This window comes from Acrocarpospora sp. B8E8, from assembly GCF_039871605.1.
In the GTDB taxonomy this organism is placed as follows: domain Bacteria; phylum Actinomycetota; class Actinomycetes; order Streptosporangiales; family Streptosporangiaceae; genus Acrocarpospora; species Acrocarpospora macrocephala.
In genome coordinates this window covers 115243-140075 of the sequence record NZ_JBDPLV010000001.1, presented here as the reverse complement: position 1 = coordinate 140075, position 24833 = coordinate 115243, and the positions used below count along the sequence as shown (strand labels likewise).

The 24833-nt window shown below is 69.6% G+C and carries 23 protein-coding genes; 16 read left to right on the top strand and 7 right to left on the bottom strand.

Annotated features, from left to right (window positions below):
* The first annotated feature begins 22 nt into the window (after positions 1-22).
* Positions 23-1564 carry a glycosyl hydrolase family 18 protein gene (locus ABGB08_RS00600; RefSeq protein WP_347584422.1) on the top strand — a complete coding sequence of 514 codons (1542 nt, stop codon included), beginning with the start codon at positions 23-25 and terminating at the stop codon, positions 1562-1564.
* Between the two features lie 191 nt (positions 1565-1755).
* The gene (locus tag ABGB08_RS00595) at positions 1756-2619 is read left to right on the top strand and encodes a LuxR C-terminal-related transcriptional regulator (RefSeq protein WP_347584420.1); all 864 of its coding nucleotides are present in this window, start codon (positions 1756-1758) and stop codon (positions 2617-2619) included.
* A 12-nt stretch (positions 2620-2631) separates the two neighbouring features.
* Here the strand turns inward: ABGB08_RS00595 and ABGB08_RS00590 are convergent, their stop codons facing one another.
* Positions 2632-4911, bottom strand: a complete 2280-nt coding sequence (locus ABGB08_RS00590) for a peroxidase family protein (RefSeq protein WP_347584418.1) — start codon at positions 4909-4911, stop codon at positions 2632-2634.
* 175 nt (positions 4912-5086) lie between these two features.
* Between ABGB08_RS00590 and tmk the strand changes: the two genes are divergently transcribed.
* Positions 5087-5674 carry a dTMP kinase gene (gene tmk, locus ABGB08_RS00585; protein WP_347584416.1) on the top strand — a complete coding sequence of 196 codons (588 nt, stop codon included), beginning with the start codon at positions 5087-5089 and terminating at the stop codon, positions 5672-5674.
* Here the strand turns inward: tmk and ABGB08_RS00580 are convergent.
* Together ABGB08_RS00580 and ABGB08_RS00575 are read right to left on the bottom strand one after the other, a co-directional pair.
* Positions 5650-6318: a response regulator gene (locus ABGB08_RS00580; protein WP_347584414.1), complete on the bottom strand. Its 669-nt coding sequence runs from the start codon at positions 6316-6318 to the stop codon at positions 5650-5652. The genes tmk and ABGB08_RS00580 overlap by 25 nt on opposite strands.
* A complete protein-coding gene (locus tag ABGB08_RS00575) occupies positions 6315-7886 on the bottom strand; it encodes a sensor histidine kinase (protein WP_347584412.1) in 1572 nt (523 codons plus the stop codon). Before ABGB08_RS00575 ends, ABGB08_RS00580 begins: the two co-directional genes overlap by 4 nt.
* 194 nt (positions 7887-8080) lie before the next feature.
* Here ABGB08_RS00575 and ABGB08_RS00570 point away from each other — a divergent pair, with 194 nt between their 5' ends.
* The 8 genes from ABGB08_RS00570 to ABGB08_RS00535 all read left to right on the top strand — a co-directional run bounded on the left by ABGB08_RS00570 (position 8081) and on the right by ABGB08_RS00535 (position 15682).
* A complete protein-coding gene (locus tag ABGB08_RS00570) occupies positions 8081-9049 on the top strand; it encodes a tripartite tricarboxylate transporter substrate-binding protein (protein WP_347584410.1) in 969 nt (322 codons plus the stop codon).
* Positions 9049-9579, top strand: a complete 531-nt coding sequence (locus ABGB08_RS00565) for a tripartite tricarboxylate transporter TctB family protein (RefSeq protein WP_347584408.1) — start codon at positions 9049-9051, stop codon at positions 9577-9579. The genes ABGB08_RS00570 and ABGB08_RS00565 overlap by 1 nt, the downstream gene beginning before the upstream one ends.
* Positions 9580-11064 carry a tripartite tricarboxylate transporter permease gene (locus ABGB08_RS00560; RefSeq protein WP_347584406.1) on the top strand — a complete coding sequence of 495 codons (1485 nt, stop codon included), beginning with the start codon at positions 9580-9582 and terminating at the stop codon, positions 11062-11064.
* Positions 11065-11116: 52 nt separating this feature from the next.
* On the top strand, positions 11117-12463 hold the full coding sequence (locus ABGB08_RS00555) for an alkaline phosphatase D family protein (RefSeq protein WP_347584404.1): 1347 nt from the start codon (positions 11117-11119) through the stop codon (positions 12461-12463).
* Positions 12464-12548: 85 nt separating this feature from the next.
* Positions 12549-14030, top strand: a complete 1482-nt coding sequence (locus ABGB08_RS00550; protein ID WP_347584402.1) for a glycoside hydrolase family 3 N-terminal domain-containing protein — start codon at positions 12549-12551, stop codon at positions 14028-14030.
* A gap of 166 nt (positions 14031-14196) precedes the next feature.
* On the top strand, positions 14197-14454 hold the full coding sequence (locus ABGB08_RS00545; RefSeq protein WP_347584400.1) for a hypothetical protein: 258 nt from the start codon (positions 14197-14199) through the stop codon (positions 14452-14454).
* 58 nt (positions 14455-14512) lie between these two features.
* Positions 14513-14773 (top strand): hypothetical protein, encoded by a 261-nt coding sequence (locus ABGB08_RS00540; RefSeq protein WP_347584398.1) that lies wholly within the window; start codon positions 14513-14515, stop codon positions 14771-14773.
* A gap of 96 nt (positions 14774-14869) precedes the next feature.
* Positions 14870-15682, top strand: a complete 813-nt coding sequence (locus ABGB08_RS00535) for a hypothetical protein (protein ID WP_347584396.1) — start codon at positions 14870-14872, stop codon at positions 15680-15682.
* A gap of 1 nt (position 15683) precedes the next feature.
* Here the strand turns inward: ABGB08_RS00535 and ABGB08_RS00530 are convergent, their stop codons facing one another.
* Positions 15684-16445, bottom strand: coding sequence for an SDR family oxidoreductase (locus tag ABGB08_RS00530; protein ID WP_347585812.1), 762 nt, complete (start codon positions 16443-16445; stop codon positions 15684-15686).
* Positions 16446-16680: 235 nt separating this feature from the next.
* Between ABGB08_RS00530 and thrS the strand changes: the two genes are divergently transcribed.
* The 5 genes from thrS to ABGB08_RS00505 all read left to right on the top strand — a co-directional run bounded on the left by thrS (position 16681) and on the right by ABGB08_RS00505 (position 22141).
* A complete protein-coding gene (thrS, locus tag ABGB08_RS00525; RefSeq protein ID WP_347584394.1) occupies positions 16681-17964 on the top strand; it encodes a threonine--tRNA ligase in 1284 nt (427 codons plus the stop codon).
* Between the two features lie 113 nt (positions 17965-18077).
* Entirely contained in the window at positions 18078-19310 is a 1233-nt protein-coding gene (locus ABGB08_RS00520) for an aminotransferase class I/II-fold pyridoxal phosphate-dependent enzyme (protein WP_347584392.1), read from the top strand.
* 463 nt (positions 19311-19773) lie between these two features.
* On the top strand, positions 19774-20529 hold the full coding sequence (locus ABGB08_RS00515; protein ID WP_155347619.1) for a GntR family transcriptional regulator: 756 nt from the start codon (positions 19774-19776) through the stop codon (positions 20527-20529).
* 266 nt (positions 20530-20795) lie between these two features.
* Complete coding sequence (locus ABGB08_RS00510; protein ID WP_347584389.1) at positions 20796-21401, top strand: GNAT family N-acetyltransferase; 606 nt, start codon at positions 20796-20798, stop codon at positions 21399-21401.
* A gap of 62 nt (positions 21402-21463) precedes the next feature.
* Positions 21464-22141 (top strand): copper homeostasis protein CutC, encoded by a 678-nt coding sequence (locus tag ABGB08_RS00505; protein WP_347584387.1) that lies wholly within the window; start codon positions 21464-21466, stop codon positions 22139-22141.
* Here ABGB08_RS00505 and ABGB08_RS00500 read toward each other — a convergent pair.
* From ABGB08_RS00500 to ABGB08_RS00490, 3 genes are read right to left on the bottom strand one after another with little or no spacing between them, the layout of a single operon-like run.
* Positions 22127-23269 carry an aldolase gene (locus tag ABGB08_RS00500; RefSeq protein ID WP_347584385.1) on the bottom strand — a complete coding sequence of 381 codons (1143 nt, stop codon included), beginning with the start codon at positions 23267-23269 and terminating at the stop codon, positions 22127-22129. The genes ABGB08_RS00505 and ABGB08_RS00500 overlap by 15 nt on opposite strands.
* A gap of 24 nt (positions 23270-23293) precedes the next feature.
* A complete protein-coding gene (locus ABGB08_RS00495) occupies positions 23294-24385 on the bottom strand; it encodes a LuxR C-terminal-related transcriptional regulator (protein WP_347584384.1) in 1092 nt (363 codons plus the stop codon).
* A complete protein-coding gene (locus ABGB08_RS00490; RefSeq protein ID WP_347584383.1) occupies positions 24382-24810 on the bottom strand; it encodes a hypothetical protein in 429 nt (142 codons plus the stop codon). Before ABGB08_RS00490 ends, ABGB08_RS00495 begins: the two co-directional genes overlap by 4 nt.
* Between the last annotated feature and the right edge of the window lie 23 nt (positions 24811-24833).

The window sequence follows — 24833 nt, the reverse complement described above, 5'->3', positions numbered from 1 at the left end:
CGGGTGACAGAAGGGTTTCTCCATGAAGCGAACCCCCCGGCTGCTGACTCTGGCAGTCTCGTTACTCCTGGCGGCCCTGGGCGTCCTCGTCGCGCAGACGTCGGCGTACGCGGCCAATCTGCTGGCGAATCCCGGATTCGAAACCGGTGCGCTGTCGCCGTGGTCCTGTACCGGCGGGCTCGGGTCCGTCGTCAGCACGCCGGTTCGCAGCGGCACGAGGGCGCTCTCGGGCGCGGCTAGCGCGTCGGACAACGCCAAGTGCTCGCAGACGGTGAGTGTGCGGCCGAGCACCGCGTACACGGTGTCCGCCTGGGTGCGCGGGAACTACGTTTACCTGGGTGTCAACGGCGGGTCGGCGACGTGGACCTCGTCGGCGGCCTACCAGCAGCTCACCCTCTCCTTCACCACCGCGGCCGGTCAGACCACCGCGGTGGTCTATGTGCACGGCTGGTATGGCCAGGGCACCTACTACGCCGACGACATCAACTTCGACGGCCCCGGCGGCACGGCATCCCCCTCCCCGAGCCCGAGTCCGTCCCCGAGCCCTTCCCCGAGTCCGAGCCCGTCTCCTAGCCCTAGTCCGTCTCCGTCGCCCTCCCCGACGGGAAACACGTGCGCGGTGAAGTCCAAGCCGGCCGGGAAGGTCCTGCAGGGCTACTGGGAGAACTGGGACGGCGCGTCGAACGGGGTGCACCCGCCGCTCGGCTGGATTCCGATCACGGATGCTCGGATCAAGGCGCACGGCTACAACGTCATCAACGCCGCGTTCCCGGTCATCCTCTCTGACGGCACCGCTCTCTGGCAGGACGGCATGGACGCCACCGTCAAGGTCGCCACCCCGGCCGAGATGTGCGCGGCCAAGGCGGCGGGCGCGACGATCCTGATGTCCATCGGTGGCGCGACCGCGGGCATCGACCTCAATTCCAGCACGGTGGCCGACCGCTTCATCGCCACCATCGTGCCGATCCTCAGGACGTACAACTTCGACGGCATCGACATCGACATCGAGACCGGCCTGACCGGTAGCGGCAACATCAACCAGCTGTCGGCGTCGCAGGCCAACCTCATTCGCATCATCGACGGCGTGCTCGCCCAGATGCCGTCCAACTTCGGCCTGACCATGGCCCCCGAGACCGCGTACGTCACCGGCGGCAGCGTCGTCTACGGCTCCATCTGGGGCGCCTACCTGCCGATCATCAAGAAGTACGCCGACAACGGCCGCCTCTGGTGGCTGAACATGCAGTACTACAACGGCAGCATGTACGGCTGCTCCGGCGACTCCTACTCAGCCGGCACAGTTCAGGGCTTCACCGCCCAGACCACCTGCCTGAACAACGGCCTCGTCATCCAGGGCACCACGATCCGGGTGCCGTACGACAAGCAGGTGCCAGGATTGCCCGCCCAGTCCGGCGCCGGCGGCGGCTACATGACGCCCTCGCTGGTCTCCCAGAGCTGGAACGCCTTCAACGGCAGCCTCAAGGGCCTGATGACCTGGTCGATCAACTGGGACGGCTCGCGGAACTGGACCTTCGGCGACAACGTCAAGGCACTTCAGGGCCGCTGACGGTAACCCGGGCAGCGGATCGCAGCACCGCTGCCCGGTGTCCCGTTCCATTCGGGCGCGGTCTTGAAGCGTTCATGGATCTTCCCAGTTCGATGTCACACAATTACCCCAAGACTTGACACAAGTCGTCCTGAGCGTCAGTTTCCGGGTGGTCGCATCCCAGGGGTCGGGACGTGCACATGGACAGGACGGTGGAAAGACCCGGGAACGAGGTCGCGATGACCTCCTCGGAGTTGACGGTGCTCAATTTGCTCGGGTCAGGGCTGAGCACGGCACGGATCGCGGCGTCGCTCGGCGTCACGACCTGCGCGGTGGAGGCGTGCAAGCGCGGCATCTACCGCAAACTCGGCGTGGTGAGCCAGGCGCACGCGGTGGCGAGGGCCATCTCGCTGGGGTTCTTCGACCATCATCGGCCGCTGCCGGACAGCGGCCGTACCCGGCCTGAGGTGGTGGTCGTGCACGCGCGGCCGGGGGCGTGCCGGGACCGGGTGGCCGAGACGATCCTCGCCTGCGGGCAGTCGTTCGCGGTGCTGCGGGATTCCACGGGCGCGCACTGGTTGCAGTGGCGGCGGGGCACGCTGGCGGCGGTGCTGATCGACCCGGATCCGGGTGACTGGCAGTTGCCGGCCCGGCTGGGGGCGCCCACGCTGGTGGTCTGCTCGGTGCCGCCCGATCTGGCGGCCGTGGGGGAGGCGGTCCGGCACGGCGCCCGCGCGCTGGTGTGGCGGGAGGACGTGCCCGAGGACCTGTGCGGGATGTTGTCGCTCATGTGCCGGGGCTACTTCACGATGACCGCGCTCTGCCTGGACGCGTTCACGGCGGGGATCGCCACGCATCCGCCCGAGCTGACCGCCCGGGAGCGGGACGTGCTGGATTCGATCGCGCTGGGCCACACCATCGGGCAGACGGCGCGGCGGCTCGGTATTACCGCCAAGACGGTCGAGAGCGTACAGGCCCGGCTGTTCCTCCGGCTGGGGGCGCGGACCAGGTCGGAGGCCCTGATCATCTCGCATCGGCTCGGGCTGGTGGACCGGTCACGGGCGGCAGGCCCGTGACCGGTCCTCCGGTCAGGCGGTCGCGCAGCGGCGGTTGTTGAGGGTGAAGTTGGGCGGTTTGGCGTTGGTGAAGTTGTCGCGCTGGGCGTTGAAGCCGATGCCGTCCCGGCTGGCTCCGGGGGCGATCGTGCCGTTAGTGGGGGCGTTCGTCACCGTGACATTCCGGCCGCTCTGGCTGACCACCCCGTTCCAGAGCTCGCTGATGGTCTGACCGTTGGCCCACTCCCAGCGCAGCGCCCATCCGTTGATCGGCGTGGTGCCGGTGTTGGTGATGGTCATGTTGACCTGGAAGTTGCCCGGCCATTCGGTGGTCTGGGTGAAGCTGACCGTGCAGGTCGCCGGGGGCAGGTCGGCTTCCGGAACGAGGAAGACGTTGCTGTTGAGGTCGGCCGCGGTCAGGTCGGTGTTCAGGTCGATGATCTGGCCGAGCGTGCGCCGGTAGTCGATCCCGTAGGTGTTCCTGATGTACGTGAGCCCCTGGTCGTTGCCGTAGAAGAACCGGTCACCGTCCCGCAGGGCCTGGAACTGCCGGGCCCACATGGCCAGCTGGAGCTCGCCGAACTCGCTGCCGGGCACGTGCTGCTCGGCGACCATGCCGACGAACGCGTCGATGGTGTTGACGTTGCCGTACAGGGCGCGCAGCCGGGACGCCAGCGTGGTGCGGCGGACCTCGCGGGTGGCGGTGCCCTCGACGGCGTCCTCGTCGTTCAGGTCGACGGCGTTGCCGTCGATGTCGAACAGCTGGAGCACGTCCAGGCTGTCCGGGTCGTTGATCTCGTTGCCCGCCGTCAGCTGCGGGTCCGCGGGGAAGGCGTCGGTGGCCTCGCCGGTGATCGCCGTGAAGGAGGTCTTCGCCGGCAGCCCGAACGCCTGCCGCAGCTGGTTGTACGTCGGGATGCCATGGTCACGACCACGCTCGATGTCGATCGCGCCCAGGTCCACGACGCCGTTGAAGCACTCCGGCAGGCCCGGCCCGTCCAGGCATTCCGGGTTGCCGGAGACCGGGATCTGGAACAGCACGCTGCGCAGCTGGTTGTCGATCTGCTCGTCGTTCTTGTACTCCGACTCCAGGCCGAGCGCGAGCAGCATCGGGCCGAGCTGGACCTGCTCCAGCAGGTCGGGGTTGAAGAAGGCCAGGTTGAGCGGAATCGCGATCTCGGCGTCGTCGCCGTCCACCGCGACCTCGACGCCCTGCGCGGTCAGCGCGGTCAGCGTCGCCTGCGAGTAGCGGGAGGCGTTGGTCTCCAGCTCGAACTCGCCGTGGATCATGCTGTGCGCGCGGTAGCCGACGGTCGCGAACTCGTTGCCCAGGTTGGCGTTGACGCCCGGGTTGTAGCCCGTGTAGCGCGGTAGGGCGACGCCGAGCGAGGGCAGGAACTCGTTGTAGGTGATGTACTGCTGCTCGGCCATGACCACCCGGCGGGCGATCTGGAACTTGTCCTCCTCGCTCAGCGAGCCGGGCAGCAGCGCGACGATCCGGTTGTGCTCGCGGGCGAACAGGGTCTGGGTCGCGGTGAGGGACAGGTTCTCGTTCGCCCGTACGTCACCCGCCACCATGGCCCGCCCCGGCTGCCCGATCAGGCGGCCGTTGAGCTCCATGACCGGCGCGGTCCCGGCGTTGCCCCGGGCGTCCCTGCGCGGTAAGTACCCGTTGGACAGCATCAGCGAGGCGCTGTTGTTGGCCAGGTTCCCGTCCACGGGACCGGTGCGCAGCCATTCCAGCCGGGTGTTGTCCGGGCCGTACACCGGGAAGCCGTTCAGGTAGGAACTGTTGGTGTTGGTCTGCTGGCGGGGATTGCTGACCCCCGTGCCCGGCGCCGGATTCGACCGGACGAACGGGATGTAGCCGAGCGTGCTGGTGAAGTCCTCCAGCGGGTCGGAGGCGCTGAACGGGATATTCGCGGTTTCCCCCTGGGGGTCGCCGGGCTCCCGCCCATCGCGCAGGCCGAAGGTGTGGTCGATGAACTGCCCCCACGTGAACCCCCACTGGGTGACCCTGCGCTCGGAGAACAGGTTCTGGTTCACGTCGTTGTGGATGCGGTTGCTGACGTTGCGCACGTTCGGCCCGCCGAACGGCTGGCTCAGCCCGTTCACGTAGCGGGTGGGCCCCACCCTGCTGTACGGCGTGTTCGCCTGCCCCCACGTCGGATTGGCGACGTTGTTGCCACTCCCGTTGAGACTGGAGACCGTGAATGGGACGACTGCGTGGGCGGCCGGAATCCCGGTCAACGTGACCGCTCCCGCGACCACGAGCGCGGCGCCCAGCCGCGCGGCACGATTAAATGACATCATCTACTCCCTAACCCGCCGGACCAAAGGCCGTGTATGTCCGGCGCGTGGCGCCAGACTCTTCCCGGGCCGAATTACCGTCAATGGAGCAGATGAGACGCATACCCCTTAAGGGAAATAAACCCCTAAGGGGTATTTCATATAAGTGAGGGAATCAGCTTGGTCGGGGGACGCGCGAATGTTTATCGTTGTGGAAGGACCCAATGGGGTAGGGAAGTCCACCACTGTCGGTTGTCTGGCCGCGCGAATGCGGGAACGCGGTTTTCCCGTGCACGTCACGACGGAACCGACGGATACCCCATTGGGGCGGCTCGCGAGGGACGGCGAGGAAACCTGGCCCGGCAGGGCGCTGGCGCTGGCGGTGGCCGCCGACCGCACGCTCCATGTCGAGGAGGAGATCCGTCCCGCGCTGGCCGCGGGGCAGGTGGTGATCAGCGACCGCTACGTGCAGTCGTCCCTGGCGCTGCAACAGCTGGATCAGCTTCCCCTTGAGGAGATCTGGCGATACAACGCGCACGTGCCCCCGCCGTCCCTGTCCTGCTACCTGCACCACCGGCCCGACGTGCTGGAACAGCGGTTGCGTGCGCGCGGCCGGTTGTCACGGCTGGAGCGCATCGGCACCCCCGCGCGGGAACTCGCCCTGTACGACGAGGTCTACCGCTTCCTGGCACGACGCGGCTGGCGGCAGACCCGAATCGACTGCCGGGATCGCGACGCGGACGCGGTGGCGGAGCGGCTCCTTCAGGAGCTGCCGGTCCAGCTGTAACGGTGTTCGGGACGTCCCGCGGTGCCGTAGCGCGGGCGGAGCTCGGCGCGGCCGGTGGCGCAGAGGTACTCCAGGTAACGGCGGGCGCTGACCCGGGACAGCCCGGTGAGCGCGGCGGCCTCGGCGGCGGACAGGTCGGTGCCGGTACGGCGGAGCGTCTCGGCCACCAGCGCGCAGGTCGTCTGGGAGAGGCCCTTGGGCAGGTGCACGGTGATGGACGCGCCGAACAGGCGATCCACGTCCTCCTGGCGGGCCTCACCCCCGATCCCGGTGAGGTGGCGCCGGGTCTCGGCGTAGCGCATCAGGCGGTCGGAGAGGGCTCCCGCGGTGAACGGCTTGATCAGATAGTTGACCGCGCCGCCACGCAGAGCCGCGCGGACGGTGCCGACGTCGCGGGCGGCGGTGATGACGAGCACGTCGACCGGCTGAGCCAGACCCCGGATCGCCCGCAGCACATCGAGACCGGACATGTCAGGCAGGTAGATGTCGAGCAGGACCAGGTCGGGCGCGTTCTCGGAGACGGCGGTGAGCGCGGCCCGGCCGGTGTGAGCGCTACGGACGACGGTGAAACCAGGCGTTCTGGCGACATATCCGGCGTGGATGCGGGCCACCATGAAGTCGTCGTCCACGACAAGGACCTTCATCGCCGTACCTCCCCGGCAGGGAGGAGGGCCGTGAAAACGGCCCCGTCGGCGTTGTGCAGGCGCACCCAGCCACCCCGCCGCAGGCAGGTCTGGCGGGTCAGCGCGAGCCCGAGCCCCCGCGCCCCGGAGTGCGCGATTTTGGTGGTGAAGCCTTCGCGGAAGACCTCCTCGGCCAGGTCCGGGGTGATGCCCGGGCCGGAGTCGCGGACCCGCACGTGCAGCCCGGCGTCGTCGGTGCGGACCAGCACCTCGACCACGCCGCCGGTGCCCTCCAGCGCGTCGATCGCGTTGGCGACCAGATTGCCGACCACGAGCACGGCATCCCTGGGATCCTCCAGGTCGTCCACCCGGGACTCCTCGGCCACCACCAGCGAGGCCCCGCGTTCGGCCGCCTCGGCCGACTTGGCCAGCAGCAGGGCGGCCAGCGTGGGGTCGGCGACCCGTTCCCTGATGCCCTGGGCGAACTGGCTGTAGGCCTCGGTGGTCTGGGTGATGTAGCGCACGGCGGTGTCGTGCTCGCCCAGTTCGAGCAGGCCGACGACGGTGTGCATGCGGTTGGCGAACTCGTGGGCCTGGGCGCGGAGCGCGTCCGTCGTGGTGCTCGCGTCGTCCAGCTCCCTGGACAGCCGGACCAGCTCGGTGCGGTCGCGGAAGGTCACCACCCAGCCCCGGTGCTGGCCGCGCACGGAGACCGGGGTGCGGTTGAGGACGAGGACCCGGCCCTGGTGCAGCACGATGCGATCCTCGCCGGGGTCGTCGCCGCCGAGCACGTCGCGGACCCGGTCGGAGAGCGGCATCTCGGCCAGGTCCTGCCCGACGGCGTCGGCGGACAGGTCCAGCAGCTCCCTGGCGGCGTCATTGGCCAGCGTCACCCTGCCGGTCAGGTCGAGCGCGAGCACGCCCTCCTTGACCCCGTGCAGCACCCCTTCGCGCTGCTCCAGCAGGGCGGCGATCTCCCGGGGCTCCAGGCCGAAGGTCTGGCGGCGCACCCGCTGCGCGATCAGGGCCGCCGCCAGCGAGCCCGCGACCAGGACGGCCAGCACGGTCCAGATCAGCGGGGGCAGGGCGGACCCGAGCTGGTCGGCGACGGTCTGCTCCAGCACGCCGACCGAGGTCAGGCCGATCACCTGCCCGGCCTCGTCGAAGATCGGCGCCTTGCCCCGGACCGAGCGGCCCAGGGTGCCGGTCTGGAAGCCGGTCCAGGTCTGGCCGGTCTCCAGCACCTCAGACCCGTCCGTGGAAAGCCGCCGGCCGATCAGCGCGGTGTTGGGGTGGGCGTAGCGGATCTGGTCCCGGTTGGCGATCACCACGTAGTCGGCGCCGGTGGCCCGCTGCACGCCCGCCGCGATCGGCTGGAGCAGCACCTCGGGCTTGGGGAACTTGAACGCCTCGCGCACCTCCGGCAGCCCGGCCACGGACTGGGCGATGGCCAGCGCCCGCTGGCGGTACTGGTCGTCCAGCTGGCGGCGGGTGTGCTGGGCCCAGACCGTGGCGGTGCCGCCCACGGCGAGCAGGACGATGACCATCTGCAGCACGAACAGCTGGGTGCCCAGGGAGGGGTTGCTCACGCGTCGCACGGTCCCTCACCTGCTCTTCCGGCCGTCGGACATCTGGCCGAAATATACGGGGGTCCGGATAACAGCGCGATTGCGGCGGCTTGACCAATACCACCAATACGACGGCAAGCACGCCAAGCATCGACAGCGGCGACCGGCGCGCCCACGATCCTCACCACATTGCAACTCACGGTGTTGGAGTGATCATGAAGATATCCAGGCTCGCCCTACTGGCGGCGGTGGTCGCGTCGCTGACGGCGTGCGGCGCCGGAACGGATTCGGCCGGCGGGGCGAGCGCCCTGCGCATCATGGCCCCGGCCGCGCCCGGCGGCGGCTGGGACCAGACCTCGCGTACGGCCGAGCAGGCCATCAAGTCCGTCGATCCCGCCAGGAAGGTCGAGGTCTTCAACGTGCCGGGGGCGGGCGGCACCATCGGCCTGGCCCAGCTCGCGCAGGAGAAGGGCGACGCCGGGACGCTGATGACCATGGGCCTGGTCATGGTCGGCGCGGTCGAGCAGAACAAGTCCGCGGTCACCCTCGCCGAGGTGACGCCGATCGCCCGGCTCACCGAGGAGTACGAGATCGTGGTGGTCCCGGCGGAATCTCCCTTCCAGAGCCTGGGTGACCTGGTCACGGCGTGGAAGGCCGACCCGGCCAAGGTCTCGGTGGCCGGCGGCTCCGCGGGCGGCACCGACCACATCCTGGCCGGGCTGATGGCCAAGGCGGCGGGCATCGACCCCAAGCAGGTGAACTATATCGCCCACTCCGGCGGCGGCGAGGCGCTCAACGCGCTGCTCGGCAACAAGGTCTCGATCGGCATCTCCGGCATCGGCGAGTTCGCCGAGCACGTCAAGTCCGGCAAGCTGCGCTCGCTCGGGATCAGCGCCCCCGCCCGGATTCCCACGCTCGACTCGCCGACCATCAAGGAGGGCGGCCTGGACGTCGAGCTGGCCAACTGGCGTGGCTTCGTCGCGGCGCCCGGGCTGGACGAGGCGGGCGTCAAGTCCCTCACCGACCTGGTCACCAAGATGCACGATGGGCAGGCGTGGAAGGACGCGGTCGCCAAGAACGGGTGGATCGACTCGTTCCAGACCGGCCGGCCGTTCGCGGACTTCCTCACCGCGGAGCAGGCCCGGGTGAAGGGCATCATCGCGGAAATGGGACTCGTGTCCTGATGTCCGTACCAGCTGAGCGGAACGACGTCACCTCGCGTGGCGTCGTTCCTTCCTGGCGCCGGCCCGAACTGGCCCTCGCCCTGATCGTGCTCGGGCTCGGCGTCTTCGTGATCGCCGGGACCGCGAACGTGGCGGCGGCGGCCTCCACGCTCGGCCTCGGTCCCCGGTTCTTCCCGCTGCTGGTGGGCGCCGCGATGGTCGTCATCGGCATCTGCTACGTCGTCGACGTGGTTCGCGGTGGGCACGGCGACCCGGAGGAGAGCGAGGACGTGGACGCCCGGGCCCCCGCCGACTGGCGTGGCGTCGGCCTGGTCAGCGTGATCTTCCTGATCTTCGCCGCGCTGCTGGACCTGCTCGGCTGGGTGATCGCGGGTGCGCTGCTCTTCTTCGGCCTGGCCCTGGCGCTCGGCGCGCGGGACCGCCTCAGGGCCGCCGTGGTGGCGATCATCCTGGCCGTCGCGACCTACCTGGCGTTCGTCAAAGGGCTCGGGGTCACCCTGCCCGGCGGCCTGCTGTCCGGGGTGATCTGAGTGGACTCCCTGAACCTGCTGCTCGACGGTTTCGCCACCGCCCTCACCCCGGTCAACCTGCTGTACGCGCTGATGGGCGTCACCCTCGGCACCCTCGTCGGCGTGCTGCCCGGCATCGGCCCCGCCATGACCGTGGCCCTGCTCCTGCCGATCACCTTCAACGTGCCCCCGGCCAGCGCGTTCATCATGTTCGCCGGCATCTACTACGGCGGCATGTACGGCGGCTCCACCACCTCCATCCTGCTCAACACCCCCGGCGAGAGCTCCTCGATGATCACCGCGCTGGAGGGCAACAAGATGGCCAGGCGCGGCCGGGCCGCCCAGGCGCTCGCCGCCGCCGCGATCGGCTCCTTCGTGGCCGGGACGATCGCGACCGCGCTGCTGGTGGTCGCGGCGCCGCTGGTGGTGGACTTCGCGATCTCCTTCGGCCCCGAGGACTACTTCGCGCTGGCCATCCTCGCCTTCACCGCCGTCTCGTCGGTGCTGTCCCGCTCGGTCGTGCGCGGCCTGGCCTCGCTCAGCCTGGGCCTGGCCATCGGCCTGGTCGGCATCGACCAGCAGACCGGCCAGGCCAGGCTCACCTTGGGCATCCCGCAACTCCTCGATGGCATCGACGTAGTGATCGTGGCGGTCGGCCTGTTCGCCCTCGGCGAAGCGCTCTACGTCGCCTCCCGGCTCCGGCACGCGCCCCCCGAGGTGATGCCCGTGGGCCGGGCCTGGATGGGCCGCGCGGACTGGGCCAGGTCCTGGCGCCCCTGGCTGCGCGGCACTGCCCTCGGCTTCCCGTTCGGCGCGCTGCCCGGCGGCGGCGCCGAGATCCCCACCTTCCTGTCGTACGCGGTGGAGAAGCGGATAGCCAAGGGCCCCGCCAAGGAGGAGTACGGCAAGGGCGCGATCGAGGGCGTCGCCGGCCCGGAGGCGGCCAACAACGCCTCCGCCGCCGGCACCCTGGTCCCGCTGCTCACCCTGGGCCTGCCCACCTCCGCGACCGCCGCCATCATGCTCGCCGCCTTCCAGCAGTACGGCCTGCTGCCGGGCCCCCAGCTGTTCGACCACAACCCCGCCCTGGTGTGGGGCATGGTGGCCTCGCTGTTCATCGGCAACACCATGCTGCTGGTGCTCAACCTGCCGCTGGCCCCGGTGTGGGCCCGGGTGCTGCGCGTGCCGCGGCCGTACCTGTATGCGGGGATCGTGCTCTTCGCGGCGCTGGGCGTCTACGCGCTGAACAACTCGTGGGTGGACCTGATCGTGCTCTACCTGCTCGGCCTGCTCGGCTTCGCGATGCGCAGGTTCGGCCTCCCGGTGGCCCCCGCCGTGATCGGCCTGATCCTGGGCCCGATGGCCGAGATCCAGCTCCGCCGCGCGCTCGCCATCGGCGCGGGCGACGTCACCACCCTGGTCCGCAGCCCGGTCGCCGTCGTCCTGCTGGTGCTCGCCGCGCTGGCCCTGCTCACCCCGCTCATCAGAAAGGCATTCAAAGCCTGATTCTCTCTCGAATTGGTACGCATACGTCATCGGGCTACTAGAAGATCCCTCTATGGCGAAATTAGGGTTTCCGTTCACCCTTGGGGTGGCTTCGGGGGAACCGTCCGCTGATGGGGTGATCTTGTGGACGCGGCTGGCGGTTGAGCCGCTGCACGGGAGTAAGCCTGGCGGCATGCCGAATCAGATGTTCTCCGTCAAATGGGAGCTGGCGGAAGACGCGGAATTCACCCGCGTCATCCAGTCGGGAACCGCGCCGGCGCAGCCCGACTGGGCGCACAGCGTGCACGTGCGCGTCAGCGGGCTGCGGGCGTGGACCGAGTATTTCTATCGGTTCAGCGTGGACGGGCATACGAGTCCCGTAGGGCGTACGAAAACGGCCCCGGGACCCGATTCCACGGAGCCGATAAAGGTGGCGGTGGTTTCGTGCCAGCGGTATGAGCACGGGTTCTTCACCGTGCTCAAACACGTGGCGGAAGAGCGGCCGGACGTGGTCTTCCATCTGGGGGACTACGTCTACGAATACGGTAAACCCGCCAATCCGCAGCCGGGGCGGTACATCAGGCCGCTGGAGGCGACGGAGGAGTGCAAAACGCTGGCCGCCTACCGCCGCAGGTACGCGCGCTACCAGCTGGACAAGGACCTCCAGGCGGCGCACGCGGCGGCGCCGTGGATCACGATGCCGGACGACCACGAGGTGCGGGACAACTACGCGGGGCTGCTGCCGGGGGACGGGTCCAGCCAGTCCGCGTTCCTGAAACGGCGCAACGCCGCCTACAAGGCGTACTACGAGCACCTGCCGCTGCGGGTCCGGCCGGTCGGCAACAACCTGCAGTTCTACCGCTGGCGGCCGTACGGCAAGGTGGCGGACTTCCTGTTCGTGGACGCCCGGCAGTACCGGAAGGGCAAGGACATGCTGGGGGCCGAGCAGCAGGAGTGGCTGACCGCCCGGCTGCGCGCGTCGACGGCGCGGTGGAAGGTGATCGCGCAGGCGCTGTTCTTCGCGCCGCGGAAGTTCCCGCTGGAACCGCCGAGCACGGACGCCTGGGACGGCTTCCCTGACTCGCGCGCGAACGTGCTCGCCGCCGCGACCGGTGACCTGGTGGTGCTGAGCGGGGACGTGCACAACGCGTGGGCGGGCGAGTTCGGCGGCGGGGTGGAGTTCGTCACGAGCTCGGTCACCAGCCGCCCGCCGGTCACCGACGGAACCGCGATGCTGGCGCTCAACCCGCACCTCAAGTTCTTCGACGGCCGGCGCGGCTACCTGGTGGTCACGGCCGGCATGTCCGACTTCACGGTGGACTACCGGGCCGTCGCGTTCGTGGACCAGCCCGGCGCACCGGTGGTCACAGCAGCGGGCTTCCGTGTCGTCGACAGCAAACTGCAACGAACGGATCTGTGAAATAGGAGGTCAGCCCCCTAGCGAATAGGAAACTTTCCTATTAGATTTCGGGCATGTCCAAGTGCGGTGCCGCATGACGCGAAGCATGGAGCTGTTGCGTCTGGCAGACACGGTCCTGTTCCCCGGCTTCCTGGGAACCACGCCCCCTGACTGGCTGCGGCGTCGCCTCGGCGACGGTCTCGCCGGGGCGGTCCTCTTCTCCCGCAACGTGGACACGCCCAGCCAGCTGGCCGAGCTGACCGCCGCGCTGCGTGCGGAGAATCCGGACGTCGTCGTCGGCATCGACGAGGAGGCCGGGGAGGTGACCCGCCTCGAAGCCAGGACCGGCAGCTCGCGGCCCGGCAACTACGCGCTGGGCGTCGTGGACGACGAGGCGCTGACCGAGGCGGTCGCGCGGGACGTCGGCTGGGATCTGGCGGCGGCGGGGGTCACGATCGACTTCGCGCCCGCCGCGGACGTCAACTCCAACGCGGACAATCCGGTGATCGGGCTGCGCTCCTTCGGCGCGGACCCCGAGCTGGTGGCGCGGCACACCGCGGCGTGGGTGCGCGGGTTGCAGTCGGCCGGAGTGGCGGCCTGCGCCAAACACTTCCCGGGGCACGGGGACACCTCGGTGGACTCGCACTACAGCGTGCCGGTGGTGGGCGGGAGCCGCGAGGACCTGGCGGCGGTCGAGCTGCGCCCGTTCCGGGCCGCGATCGCGGAGGGCGTGCGCTCGATCATGACCGGGCACCTGCTCGTCTCCGCGTACGACCGGGAGTCGCCCGCCACCTTGAGCCCGGCCATCCTGACCGAGCTGCTGCGCCGGGAGCTGGGCTTCGAAGGTCTGATCGTCACGGACGGTATCGAGATGGCGGCGGTCTCCGGTCCGTTCGGCATCGGCGGGGCGAGCGCGCGGGCCATCGCGGCCGGGGCCGACGCGATCTGCGTGGGCGGCGAGCACGCCGACGAGGCCATCGTGGAGCTGATCAGGGACGCGATCGTGGACGCGGTCTTCGAGGGGTGGCTGCCGGAGGAGCGGCTGGCCGACGCGGCGGCGCGGGTGCGGGCGCTGGCCGCCTGGCGTCCCGCCCGGGTCGCGCCGCTGACGCGCGAGCCGGTGGGCCTGGCCGCCGCGCGCCGGGCCATCCGGGTGAGCCGGGACGACGGCTCCGTGCTGCCGATCGTGGTGGCGCCGCACGTGGTGGAGCTCTCGCCGGAGATGAACCTGGCGATCGACAAGGGCATGCCGTGGGGGGTGGGGGAGCCGCTGGGCAAGCTGCTGCCCGGGACCACCGTGACGCGCCTGCACGAGCCGGAGCTGGCCGACGGCCTGCCCGCCGACGTGCTCGCTCAGGCCGTGGACCGGCCGCTGGTGATCGTGGTGCGGGACGCCCACCGGCACGCCTGGCAGATGGACGCGCTGGCGCACCTGCTGGCGCGGCGTCCCGACGGGGTCGTGGTGGAGATGGGGCTGCCGGGACGCACCGACCTGGGGGCGGTGCACGTCGCCACGCATGGGGCCGCGCGGGTGTGCGGGCAGGCGGCGGCGGAGACGCTGACCGGTCAGGTGGCGGCGTTCTCCTGACCCGATCCCAAATTTTGATTACGTAGAGCTATCATTTAGCCACGCTCAGCTATATGCTCGCTCTTGCTTTGACCGGCCAGATCAACCGGGAGTCAAGCGAACGTGGACGGCTGGGCCCGTCGTCCCTTGTTCGCGCTCACGGCTCTGGCGTACCCCAAGGAGCGAGATGTTCAAGAAGATCGCCGTGACCGGCGTCATCCTCACCGCCGCCTGCGGCGCGAGCTTGATCGCCACCCCGGCGCACGCCGACACCTGGACCTCCAACTGGAGCTCCAACCGGGACTCCGCGCAGTCGGGCAACAACTTCGGCTGGGTGGCCGCCCGGAACGCCGGCTCCACTGGCTCCACCAACGTCAACAACATCAACGGCATCGCCGCGACCGCTTCGGGCGGCAGCGTCACGGTCACCTACATCTTCTACTAGGTCCCCGACGCGATACGCATGGCCGAACTAGTCCCGCAGCACTGACGAAGGAGACGAGATGTTCAAGAAGATCGCCGTGACCACCGCCGTTCTCGCCGCCGCCTGTGGCGCCGCCATGGTGGCGACCCCCGCCCAGGCCGACGCCTGGACCAGGAACAGCAGCCGGAACGTCGACTCGGCCCAGTCGGGCAACAACTTCAGCAATATCGCCGCGACCAACTTCGGCCGCAGCGGCTCGACCAACGTGAACAACATCAACGGCATCGCGGCCACTGCGACCCGCGGGGGCAGCGTCGGCCTCTCCTACCGGTTCCGCTAACCGGAGGAACGCGCGCGCCGGGACCCGGAAGGGCCCGGCGCGCGCCGCTGTTGTATTCATGGGCTGTTCGACGTCCTGAGTACAACGAGGAGAACGATGAAGGTCGCGTATGTCACGTGGGACGGCTGGGACGACGAGCGGGAGGTGATGCTCGCGGCCTGGCTCGGGGCCGACATCGAGGGCGCGCCCGTGCGCTGGGACGACCCGCACGTGGACTGGTCCTCCTTCGACGCGGCCGTGGTCCGCTCCACCTGGGACTACGTGCACCGCCGGGACGAGTTCACGGCCTGGGCCCGCCGGGCGGGGGCGGCGACGCGGCTGCTCAACCCGGCCACCGTGCTCACCTGGAACACCGACAAGACCTATCTGCGCGACCTGGGTGTGCCGATCGTGCCGACTCACTGGAGCGCCATCGACCTCCCGGTCTGGGATGAATACGTGGTGAAGCCCGCCATCTCCGCCGGGGCCCGGGACACGATCAGGACCGGTGACCGGCAGCAGGCCGAGGCGTTCGCCGTCGAACTCGAAAGCCAGGGGCGGACCATCATGGTGCAGCCCTACCTGGAGACCGTGGAGCATGAGGGCGAACTGTCGCTGATCTACTTCGGCGGGCAGTTCAGCCACGCGGTGCGGCGCAACGCGATGCTGGCGCACGACATGGGCGACCGGGACGCCGGAAACGGCAAGTTCTCCCTGCGCGACCCCGACGAGGACCAGTTCGAGCTGGCTGAGCGGGTGCTGGGGCAGGTGGCCGAGGAACTGCTGTACGCCCGGGTCGACCTGGTCCGGATGCCGGACGGCGAGCCGGTGCTGATCGAGCTGGAGCTGACCGAGCCCTACCTCTACCTGAAGGCCGAGTTCGACGCCCCCGACATGTTCGCCAAGGCGCTGGCGGATCTCCTGAGCTGAGTCAGGGGTGCCGGCTGGACACCGACACCACCTCGCCGGTCATGTACGTGGCGTACTCGCTGGCCAGGAAGACGATCACGTTGGCCACCTCCCAGGGCTCGGCCGGGCGGCCGAACGCCTCCCGGGCGGTCAGCTCGGCGAGCAGGTCGCCCGTGGTCACCGGGTGCCCGGCCGAGGAGGGGGCGACCGCGTTCACCCGGATGCCGTGTGGCGCGGCCTCCAGCGCCACGCACCGGGTCAGCGCCATCACCCCGGCCTTCGCGGCGGCGTAGTGGGACTGGCCGCGCTGCGCCCGCCAGCCGAGCACCGAGGCGTTGTTGACGATCACCCCGGAGCGGCGCGGGATCATGTGCCGCAGGGCGGCCCGGGTGCAGCGCATGGTGCCGTTCAGGGTCACGTCCAGCACCGCGGACCACTGCTCGTCGGCCATCTCGGCGAGTTCCACGGCGCCCCCGAGCCCGGCGTTGTTGACCACGATGTCGATCCGGCCGTACGCCTCCAGGGAGGCGTCGAACAGGGCGAGCACCTGGGACTCGGAGGTGACGTCGCAGGAGACGGCGAGCGGCTTGACCCCGGTGATGGCGGTCAGCGAGTCGGCCGCCTCGGAGAGCCGCCGCTGGTGCCGGTCGGAGATGACGACCGTGGCGCCCTCCTCGGCGCAGCGTTTGGCCGTGGCGTAGCCGATGCCGGCGCCGGCGGCAGCCGTGACCAGGGCGACCTTTCCGTTGAGCAGACCGTGCGCAGGTGGATACGACGGTGTCATCTGGGCAGCCCCAAGCTCGGCGATGATCGGGTGGGTGCTGAACAGGTACAAGCGTTGCAGATCCGACAGGTCGCCGTCCTGGGGTGACGGTTATCGGAAATACGCTCGCGGGCCGGGGGAGTTGGAACTAAGGTGAGGCCCATGATCAAGCGTGCCGCCATGACGACGACGCCGGAGGTTGTCCCGGCGCGCTGATTCCTGATGTGCCAAGCCCGGGGCGACGCCCCGGGCTTTCGTGTTTCCCGGTCGCTCGCCCCATGATTCCCGCGAGGAGACTGTTATGTACGACCACCGTAAGCTCGGCCGCGAGCTCGATCTGTTCGACACCGATCCGCTGATCGGGTCGGGGTTGCCGTACTGGCTGCCCGATGGCGCGGCGGTACGGCTGGCGCTGGAGGAGTACATCCGCGACGTCGAACGCAAGGCCGGATACCGGCACGTGTACTCACCTGTTCTGGGCAAACGCGAGTTGTACGAAATTTCAGGACACTGGGCGCACTATCACGAGGACATGTTCCCGCCTATGGATCTTGGCGCGGAGCAGGTGGTGTTGCGGCCGAGCCTGTGCCCGCATCACGCGTTGATGTTCCGTTCGCGGGGTCACAGCTACCGCGAGCTGCCGCTGCGGATGGCCGAGATCGGCGGCATGTATCGCGCCGAGCTGTCCGGCGTGCTCGGCGGGCTCACCCGGGTGCGCGCGATCCAGCTCAACGACGCCCACATCTTCTGCACCCCCGATCAGGCCGTGGACGAGGCGCGCTCCGCCCTGGACTTGATCGCCGCCGCCTATGACGCCCTGGGAATCCAGCCGGTTCGCTACCGCCTGTCCCTTCCGGGGGCCGGGGGTAAGTACGTCGCCGATCCCGAACTCTGGGAAAGGGCAAGCGCGCTTCTGGTCGAGGTGCTGAAGGAGGCCGGAGTGCCGTACGAGGCGGAGGAGGGCGAAGCCGCCTTCTACGGACCCAAGATCGATGTTCAGATCGTCGATCACGCGGGGCGCGAGTCCACCCTGTCCACCGTGCAGATCGACTTCTACCAACCGGCCCGCTTCGACCTGGAGTACACCGGGCAGGACGGCGCGCACCACCGCCCGGTCATGGTCCACCGCAGCATCATCGGCAGCATCGAACGGGCGGTCGCGCATCTCATCGAGGTCCACGGCGGCGCTTTCCCCGCCTGGCTGGCTCCCCGCCAGCTGATCGTCCTGCCGATCTCCGAAGACGAGATCCCGGCGGCGGAAGCACTCGCCAGCCGCTGCCTCGAACTCGGCCTACGTGCCGATATTTCCGCACAAGGTTCGCTGTCCGCGCGGATCCGCACCGCCCACCTGACCCCCTACCAGGCCATCATCGGCGCCCGCGAAGCCGCCGCCGGCACCGTCTCGCTCCGCCTCCGCGACTCCCGCACCCTCCCCCCGCTCCCCGCCGGCGAAGCGCTCGGCAGAATCGCCGCGCTCGTCAGGGCACACCGCCTCGATCTGTGGGATCCGGAAACCGGGTCTATCCTTTCGTTTAATTAGAAAGTCGTGATCTAGACAGCCGCGGCGGTGAATTGCCTGGTCGGTGGCTATGCGGCTGTCTATGGGACGGGTTTCTGATTAAAGAATCAGCGGCAACGGGCGGAGGCGGAACGGTGGAGATCGAGCGGGCGCGGCGGGACTACGAGGAGCTCCGGGGCAAGGGCCTCAAGCTGGACCTCACCCGGGGGAAGCCGTCCTCGGCGCAGCTGGATCTGTCGGCGGACCTGCTGCGGCTGCCGGGAGACGCGCACACGGCGGCGGACGGGAGCGACACCCGCAACTACGGCGGGCTGCAAGGGCTCGCGGAGCTGCGCACCCTGTTCAGCGGGGTGCTGCAGGTCCCGGCCGGACAGCTGATCGTCGGCGGGAACTCCAGCCTGGCGATGATGCACGACTCGATCGTGTACAGCCTGCTCGGCGTCCCGGTCGGCGGCGAGCGCCGGTGGGCGGACGAGGAGCGCGTCGCGTTCCTCTGCCCGGTGCCCGGATATGACCGGCATTTCGCCCTCTGCGAGCGATTCGGGATCGAGCTCATCCCGGTTCCCATGACCGCGGAAGGCCCGGACATGGACGAGGTCGAGCGGCTGGTCGCCGCCGACGCCGGGATCAAGGGCATCTGGTGCGTGCCCAAGTACAGCAACCCGGACGGGGTCAGCTACAGCGCCCAGACCGTGGCCCGGCTGGCCGCGATGCCGGCCGCCGCCCCCGATTTCCGCATCTTCTGGGACAACGCGTACGCGGTGCACCACCTCACCGACCACCCGGCGGAGATCGCCGACGTGCTCACGCTGGCCGCCGAGGCGGGCCACCCCGACCGGGTCTTCGTCTACGGCTCCACCTCGAAGGTGACGCTGGCCGGGAGCGGGGTCTCCTTCTTCGGCTCCTCGCCCGCCAACGTGGCCTGGTTCCTCGGCTTCCTGGGCAAGGGCACGATCGGCGCCGACAAGGTCAACCAGCTCCGGCACGTGATGTTCCTGCGGGACGAGGACGGGCTGCGCGCTCACATGCGCCGGCACGCCGAGCTGATCCGGCCGAAGTTCGAGGCCGTGGACCGCATCCTGAGCAAGGAGCTCGGCGGCACGGGTCTGGCCAGCTGGTCGAGCCCGGCGGGCGGCTACTTCATCAGCCTCGAGGTGCCGGCCGGGTGCGCCAAGGAGGTCGTGCGCAAGGCGGCGGAGGCCGGGATCGCGCTCACTCCCGCCGGGGCCACACATCCGTACGGGAACGACCCGGCCGACCGGACGATCCGGATCGCCCCGACCTATCCGGACCTGGAGGAGCTGGAGGTGGCCATCAGCGGTCTGGCCACCTGCGTGCGCCTGGTCGGCGCGGAGAAGCTCAGCTGACCCGAGCAAGACACGGCTCCCTTCCCAGGCCCGGGAGGGGAGCCGTTTTCTTTCTAACGGACACGTGTCCTGGCGGGCGTGGGGGACCCGCCAGGACACGTACCGCCCCGGCGTGGCGCGTACGACCCCGGCGAGGGATGGGGTCGTCCGTGCCGTTAGTCGCGCGGAGTCAGCGGGATCAGGTCGATCTCGGCAGATTCGACTTGACCTCGAATGTGGCATTGGTAGTGGTGTTGACCCTGGTGATGTAACGCGTAGCGCAGTAAACGCGTTGCCTCACAGGGATCGCGCGACAGCAGGCAGCACCTACCCGCACGGACCGTCAACACCGGCCCACCCCCATTGGATGGATTTGTACCAACGTTTGGATAATGCGCGGATCCCAGCGTCAGGTCAAGTGGTTGTTCCAAGTCAGACCGAGATCGTCTAGATTTGTTGGCACAAAAGGGTGGATTGAGGGAAAATGGCACGATCGTCGCTCTACCAGCAGGTGGCCTCCGAACTCCGGCGGGCGATCTACTCGGGCGAATTCGGGCCCGGCGATCAGATCCCCACCGAGACCGAGCTGATGGACGGCCATCAGGTCAGCCGCAACACCGTGCGGCTGGCCCTGGGCGAGCTCGAGAACGAGGGACTCATCCTCCGGATGCGCCGGCGCGGCACCTTCGTCCGGGAACGCCGTCCGCTGCTCATGCGCCCGCAGGACGAGCTGTTGCCGCGTGGCGACAGCCGCCCCCGTTTCGACTCGTTCGTGTACGCGGTCACCTCCGAGGGCCGCCAGGCCGACCAGAACATCGAGGTTCAGATCGTCCAGCCGCCGGAGGACATCGCGACCCGGCTGGAGCTCGTCGAGGACCGGGCGCTGGCCGTCGTGCGGCGGCGGTTACGGTTCGTGGACGGGCAGCCGTACAACACCAACGACTCCTACTTCCCGCTGAAGCTGGTGAGCGACTCCGAGATCGTCCGTCCGGGCGACATCAAGCGGGGCGCGAACCGGGTGCTGGAAGAGCTCGGGCATCCGCAGGTCCGTGTTATCGACGATATTTCGGCACGGATGCCGACCCCCGATGAATCCGCCCGGCTGCAACTGGAACCTGGAACCCCGGTTGTGGTCTATGTCCGAGTCGGATACGACGAGGAGGACGTCCCCGTCCGCGTCGCCGTGTCCGTGTTGCCCGCCGACAAACACCTGATCAGGTACGAGCTGGAACGTCATTGACCGAACACGGGCCGTCCTGATCGGGCGGCCCAACGCGAGGTACCGCCGCGAGCGACCCCCTGGCCGCGCTCGGGGCAGTGGTGACGTCTGCCAGAAACGGCGCCATCGCCGATATCACGCCCGCCTTCTCGCACGCGGGCGCTCTTTCCGGTCGGCCTTAACGACCTTGTGAACCCCTCTCGCCGCCACTCGGCTGGAAGCCGTGCGGCGTCAAACCGTGACTCTACGTAATCACAACGACACCCGTAGCAACGAAAGGACCTGTCATGCGCTCTGACACCCTCAATCTCTCTGCAGAACTCACGCTTCGCAGGGCTACCCACGCCGACCTTTCGGGCGTGCTTTCACTGCTGGCCCGCGCCGCCGGCTGGCTGAACTCGCTCGGGGTGCGGCAGTGGCCGGTCGGCGGCTTCCCGGCCGAGCGGATCGAGCCGCTCATCAGCGCCGGGAACTTCTACGTGCTCGACACGGAAAGCGGGACCGCGGGCGTGATGGCGCTGGACGACCACGCCGACGCCGAGTTCTGGACCCCCGGCGACCGTCCCGAGGCCGCGCTGTACGTGCACAAGCTGGCCGTGAACCGGGACTACTCCGGGCTCGGCGTGGGCGAGGCGTTACTGGACTGGGCGGGCCTGCGCGCCCTGGCCGCGGGCTGCCGCTTCGTCCGGTTGGACTGCTCCAAGGACAACTCCCGCCTGCAGCGCTACTACCTGGGCCAGCGCTTCCGGCATGTCCGCACGGTCGACCTGCCGCACCGGGCCTCCGGCGCGCTGTTCGAACGCCCGGCGGGCGTCCGGGGTGGCTTCATGCCTGCCCGTGTGCACGATCTGACCACATATGTCCCCAAGCAAAAGGCTCTGCTATCACACTGACTCGGTGCTGAACAGGGCGGATGCCGTACGGCCCCGCAAACGGACCCGATAATGTTCGGTCCATGACCGGATCGCTGCTTGAAGTGATCGCGCTGGACGTGCGCGATGCCGTGGCCGCCGAGGAGGGCGGCGCGGACCGCTTGGAGATCGTGGCGGACATGTCCGCCGACGGGCTCACGCCGGCTCCGGAGACGGTCGCCGCGATCTCCAAGGAGTGCACGCTCCCGCAGATGGTGATGTTGCGGTCCAACGCGGGGTTCACGGTCAGCCCCGAGGAGCTCGACCGGCTGCGCCGCTCCGCCAGGGAGCTGTCCGAGGCGGGGGCCGCCGGGTTCGTCTTCGGCTTCCTCGACGCGGAGGGCGCCGTGGACCGCGGCGCCACCGAGGCGCTGATCCACGCGGTCGCGCCGCTGCCGTGGACCTTCCACCGCGCGGTGGACTGCGCCGCCGACGTGCAGGCGGGGTGGCGGGCGGTCCGGCTGCTGCCCAACCTGGCCACCGTGCTGTCGGCGGGTTCGCCGAAGGGCGTGGCGAGCGGGCTGCCGATCCTGCGCACCCGGGCCGAGGCCGGGGACGGCGCGCTGATCATGGCGGGGGGCGGCCTGCGGCGCGAGCACGTGCCGGTGCTGCACGACTACGGGGTCAAGGCGTTCCATGTGGGGGGCGCGGTGCGGGAGTCGTGGGAGTCGCCGGTGGAGCGGGCCCGGGTGGCCGAATGGCGGCGGCTACTCGATTCCTAGGCAGTGGTGGGCGCGGGTGAGCGCCGCGGTCATGGTCTTCACGGTGGCGGGTTCGTCCATGACGCCGCCCTCCTGGCGCTGTTCGTGCCAGGCGCGGACGCGTGACTGATATTCGTCGTAGTGGCGCAGGTGGAAGGCGTAGGTGGTGGCGTAGCGGCTGACCAGGTGAGAGGGGTGCATGTCCCAGCCCTGGTAGAAGCCGTTGCCGAGCGAGTGCCGTACCAGCTGGGCGTGGCGTCGCCACAGGGCCAGCACGTCGTCGCGGGAGTCCGAGGCGGGCGAGGCGGCCAGCGAGCCGTCGGAGAGCTCGATCCCCTCTGGGAGCAGCGTCGTCTGCATCACGTTCCTGGCATGATCGCAGGCCGGATGGTCCAGCCGTTGCTCGTGCGGCGGCAAACCGCAGGCGGCGGTGTAGTCGAAAACCCCGAAATGCGCGGCCCGCAGCCGCCCCCCTGACGCTCGCGTGGCCTCGGAAAGAAACAACACCGTCTGCGGCGCTTCTACTTGCATCTCAAAGCCCAGCGTCTGGTACGGCAAACCAAGCCCATCCTCCAATTCGTCCAGATATGTCGCGAATTGTCCGAGATGAGCTGACATGAGCACTTTTGGGAAGGTGACGGTGAAACCCGCCGGGAGTTGTCCGATATTTCGGATTACGCCGGTGAGGAAACCGTCCAGGGTGCGGATCGCGCGGGCCGGATCGCCGTCGGCGAAGGATTTCACCCGCAGGCCCCAGCGGCGGGGGAGGGAACCCGCCGCGTGCATGGCGGCGATGGCGACCGCCGCACGTTCGGTGTCGGCGTCCTCGTCGGGACGCACCCCGTAACCGTCCTCGAAGTCCACGCGCAGGTCCTCGATCGGCTCGGTGGCCAGCTTGGCCGCCACCCTCGGGAGGCCGTCGTGATCGAACACGGCGGCGAAGGCCTCAGGGGTGGGGAGATGGCGGTCCAGGAGCTCTGTCGCGGCCCGGCCCCAATCAGCGGGGGTGGTCGAGGTCAGCCGGTCGGCGGGGACATAGACGGTGTGCACGGGCTGCCAGGGGAGGCTCGCCGCCGGATAGCGGGCGTGCTGCTCCCCGTGGGTCTCGGCGAATCCCGCGATCTCCACCGGGCCCAAGGTGGTTTCCATCCGGAGATCCTGGCAGATCGGGGGTCAGCGCGGAAACGTCAGCACCTCGGCCAGGTGGGTGCGGTCGTTGACGCCGACCTTGGCGTACAGGCGGTGCAGGTGGTTGCCGACCGTGCGGTGCGAGACGCCCAGCCAGTCGGCGATCTCGCGGTTGGTCAGCCCCCAGGAGGCGAGCTGCCCCACCTGCTGCTCCCGGTCGGTCATGGCGGTGTCGGCGGGGGAGAGGCGGTGGATCTGGTGCCGGGCGCGGAGCGGGCCCACCCATTCGCGGATCACGGCCTGGTACATCGGGTGCGCGAGCCGTACCAGCAGGGACTGGCCGCGCGGGCAGGAGGTGATCAGGCCGCGGCGTTCGACCCGGTGCACCGCGTCAGGGTTGCCACGGGCCAGCAGCAGGGCGGCGTCGATGGACTCGTGCACGGCGATGAGCTCCAGCACGTCGCGCTCGTCCTCGTCCAGCTCGCCGATCTCGGCCCGCACCAGCTCCCGAAGGCACGGACTGAGCGGTAACTGCCCCCGCGAGCACCAGACCCCGTCCAGCCGGGCCAGCGCCCCCGCGGCCAGCGCGGCGGTGACCAGCTCGCGCAGGAAGCGCAGATCGCCTGCGGCGGCGCGGCAGAACCGGCGCACGGTCGCGCCCTCGACCCGGCCGCCCAGCGCGGCCGTCAGCAGGCGGGCGGCGTGCTCCTGCCGCAGCGGCGCGAGCTCCAGGCGGGGCAGATCGAGCGCGCGCAGCGGCGCGGGCACGGCTGCCTCGCCTCTGGCCACCACGACGACCTTGGCCTGGTCACGGGTGACCAGGTGGTGCAGGAGCGCGGCCGAGGCGTCGTCGATCCGGTCCGCGTCGTCGGCGATCAGCAGCAATCCCGGGCCGAGCCACTCCGCCGCCCAGGCGAGCAGGTTGGCGTGCGGGGCGTCGGCCGGCAGCAGGTGCGCGAACGCGCCCAGCGCCACGCTGGGGCCGGTGCCGCGCAGCCGCAGGCCGCCCGACTGGGCGGCCAGGGCGCTCTTGCCGGCCCCGTGCGGGCCGGTGAGCAGCACGCCACCGCGGGAGTCCAGCGCGGCGGCGAGAGCGGCGCGCTCCTCGTCCCGGCCCAGGAACGGCCATCTGATCATGAGCCCACCACGAACTTCCAGCTGCCGCAGCCGGGGCTGCTGGAGGTCTTCGGCTTGTCGCAGACACGCAGCTTCACGAACCGGGGAGACCGGAACTTGGCGATCACACGCTGGCTGCCCGGGACGCCGACGCGGTCGTCGCCCGGGTCGAAGCCGATCCAGCTGCTCTTGGGGCTCCAGGAGATGTAGAGGTAGGCGGAGGAGCCTTCGCCGTGGCGGTCCTTGAGGGTGCCGTTGAGGGTGCAGAGGGTGCCGTCCTTGGTCATGGTTCCGGCGAAGGCGTCCCGCTTGAGCGGGGCGCCGGAGGTGAGGCGCACCCAGGCGGAGTGCACCGTGAACGAGCGCTGGGCCGAGACGGCGGCCTCGGCGGGGAGGGCGGGGAACGTCAGGGATGCGGCCAGCAGCAGGCCGAGAGTCGTTCGCATGCTCCCAGTGCAGCCGCTGCGGC

Bases quoted from the DNA above. Each gene is read 5' to 3' on its own strand.
- ABGB08_RS00600 (WP_347584422.1), top strand. From the start codon at position 23: ATGAAGCGAACCCCCCGGCTGCTGACTCTGGCAGTCTCGTTACTCCTG.
- ABGB08_RS00590 (WP_347584418.1), bottom strand. From the start codon at position 4,911: ATGATGTCATTTAATCGTGCCGCGCGGCTGGGCGCCGCGCTCGTGGTC.
- tmk (WP_347584416.1), top strand. From the start codon at position 5,087: ATGTTTATCGTTGTGGAAGGACCCAATGGGGTAGGGAAGTCCACCACT.
- ABGB08_RS00580 (WP_347584414.1), bottom strand. From the start codon at position 6,318: ATGAAGGTCCTTGTCGTGGACGACGACTTCATGGTGGCCCGCATCCAC.
- ABGB08_RS00570 (WP_347584410.1), top strand. From the start codon at position 8,081: ATGAAGATATCCAGGCTCGCCCTACTGGCGGCGGTGGTCGCGTCGCTG.
- ABGB08_RS00565 (WP_347584408.1), top strand. From the start codon at position 9,049: ATGTCCGTACCAGCTGAGCGGAACGACGTCACCTCGCGTGGCGTCGTT.
- ABGB08_RS00555 (WP_347584404.1), top strand. From the start codon at position 11,117: ATGGCGAAATTAGGGTTTCCGTTCACCCTTGGGGTGGCTTCGGGGGAA.
- ABGB08_RS00550 (WP_347584402.1), top strand. From the start codon at position 12,549: ATGGAGCTGTTGCGTCTGGCAGACACGGTCCTGTTCCCCGGCTTCCTG.
- ABGB08_RS00545 (WP_347584400.1), top strand. From the start codon at position 14,197: ATGTTCAAGAAGATCGCCGTGACCGGCGTCATCCTCACCGCCGCCTGC.
- ABGB08_RS00540 (WP_347584398.1), top strand. From the start codon at position 14,513: ATGTTCAAGAAGATCGCCGTGACCACCGCCGTTCTCGCCGCCGCCTGT.
- ABGB08_RS00535 (WP_347584396.1), top strand. From the start codon at position 14,870: ATGAAGGTCGCGTATGTCACGTGGGACGGCTGGGACGACGAGCGGGAG.
- ABGB08_RS00530 (WP_347585812.1), bottom strand. From the start codon at position 16,445: ATGACACCGTCGTATCCACCTGCGCACGGTCTGCTCAACGGAAAGGTC.
- ABGB08_RS00515 (WP_155347619.1), top strand. From the start codon at position 19,774: ATGGCACGATCGTCGCTCTACCAGCAGGTGGCCTCCGAACTCCGGCGG.
- ABGB08_RS00510 (WP_347584389.1), top strand. From the start codon at position 20,796: ATGCGCTCTGACACCCTCAATCTCTCTGCAGAACTCACGCTTCGCAGG.
- ABGB08_RS00505 (WP_347584387.1), top strand. From the start codon at position 21,464: ATGACCGGATCGCTGCTTGAAGTGATCGCGCTGGACGTGCGCGATGCC.
- ABGB08_RS00500 (WP_347584385.1), bottom strand. From the start codon at position 23,269: ATGGAAACCACCTTGGGCCCGGTGGAGATCGCGGGATTCGCCGAGACC.
- ABGB08_RS00495 (WP_347584384.1), bottom strand. From the start codon at position 24,385: ATGATCAGATGGCCGTTCCTGGGCCGGGACGAGGAGCGCGCCGCTCTC.
- ABGB08_RS00490 (WP_347584383.1), bottom strand. From the start codon at position 24,810: ATGCGAACGACTCTCGGCCTGCTGCTGGCCGCATCCCTGACGTTCCCC.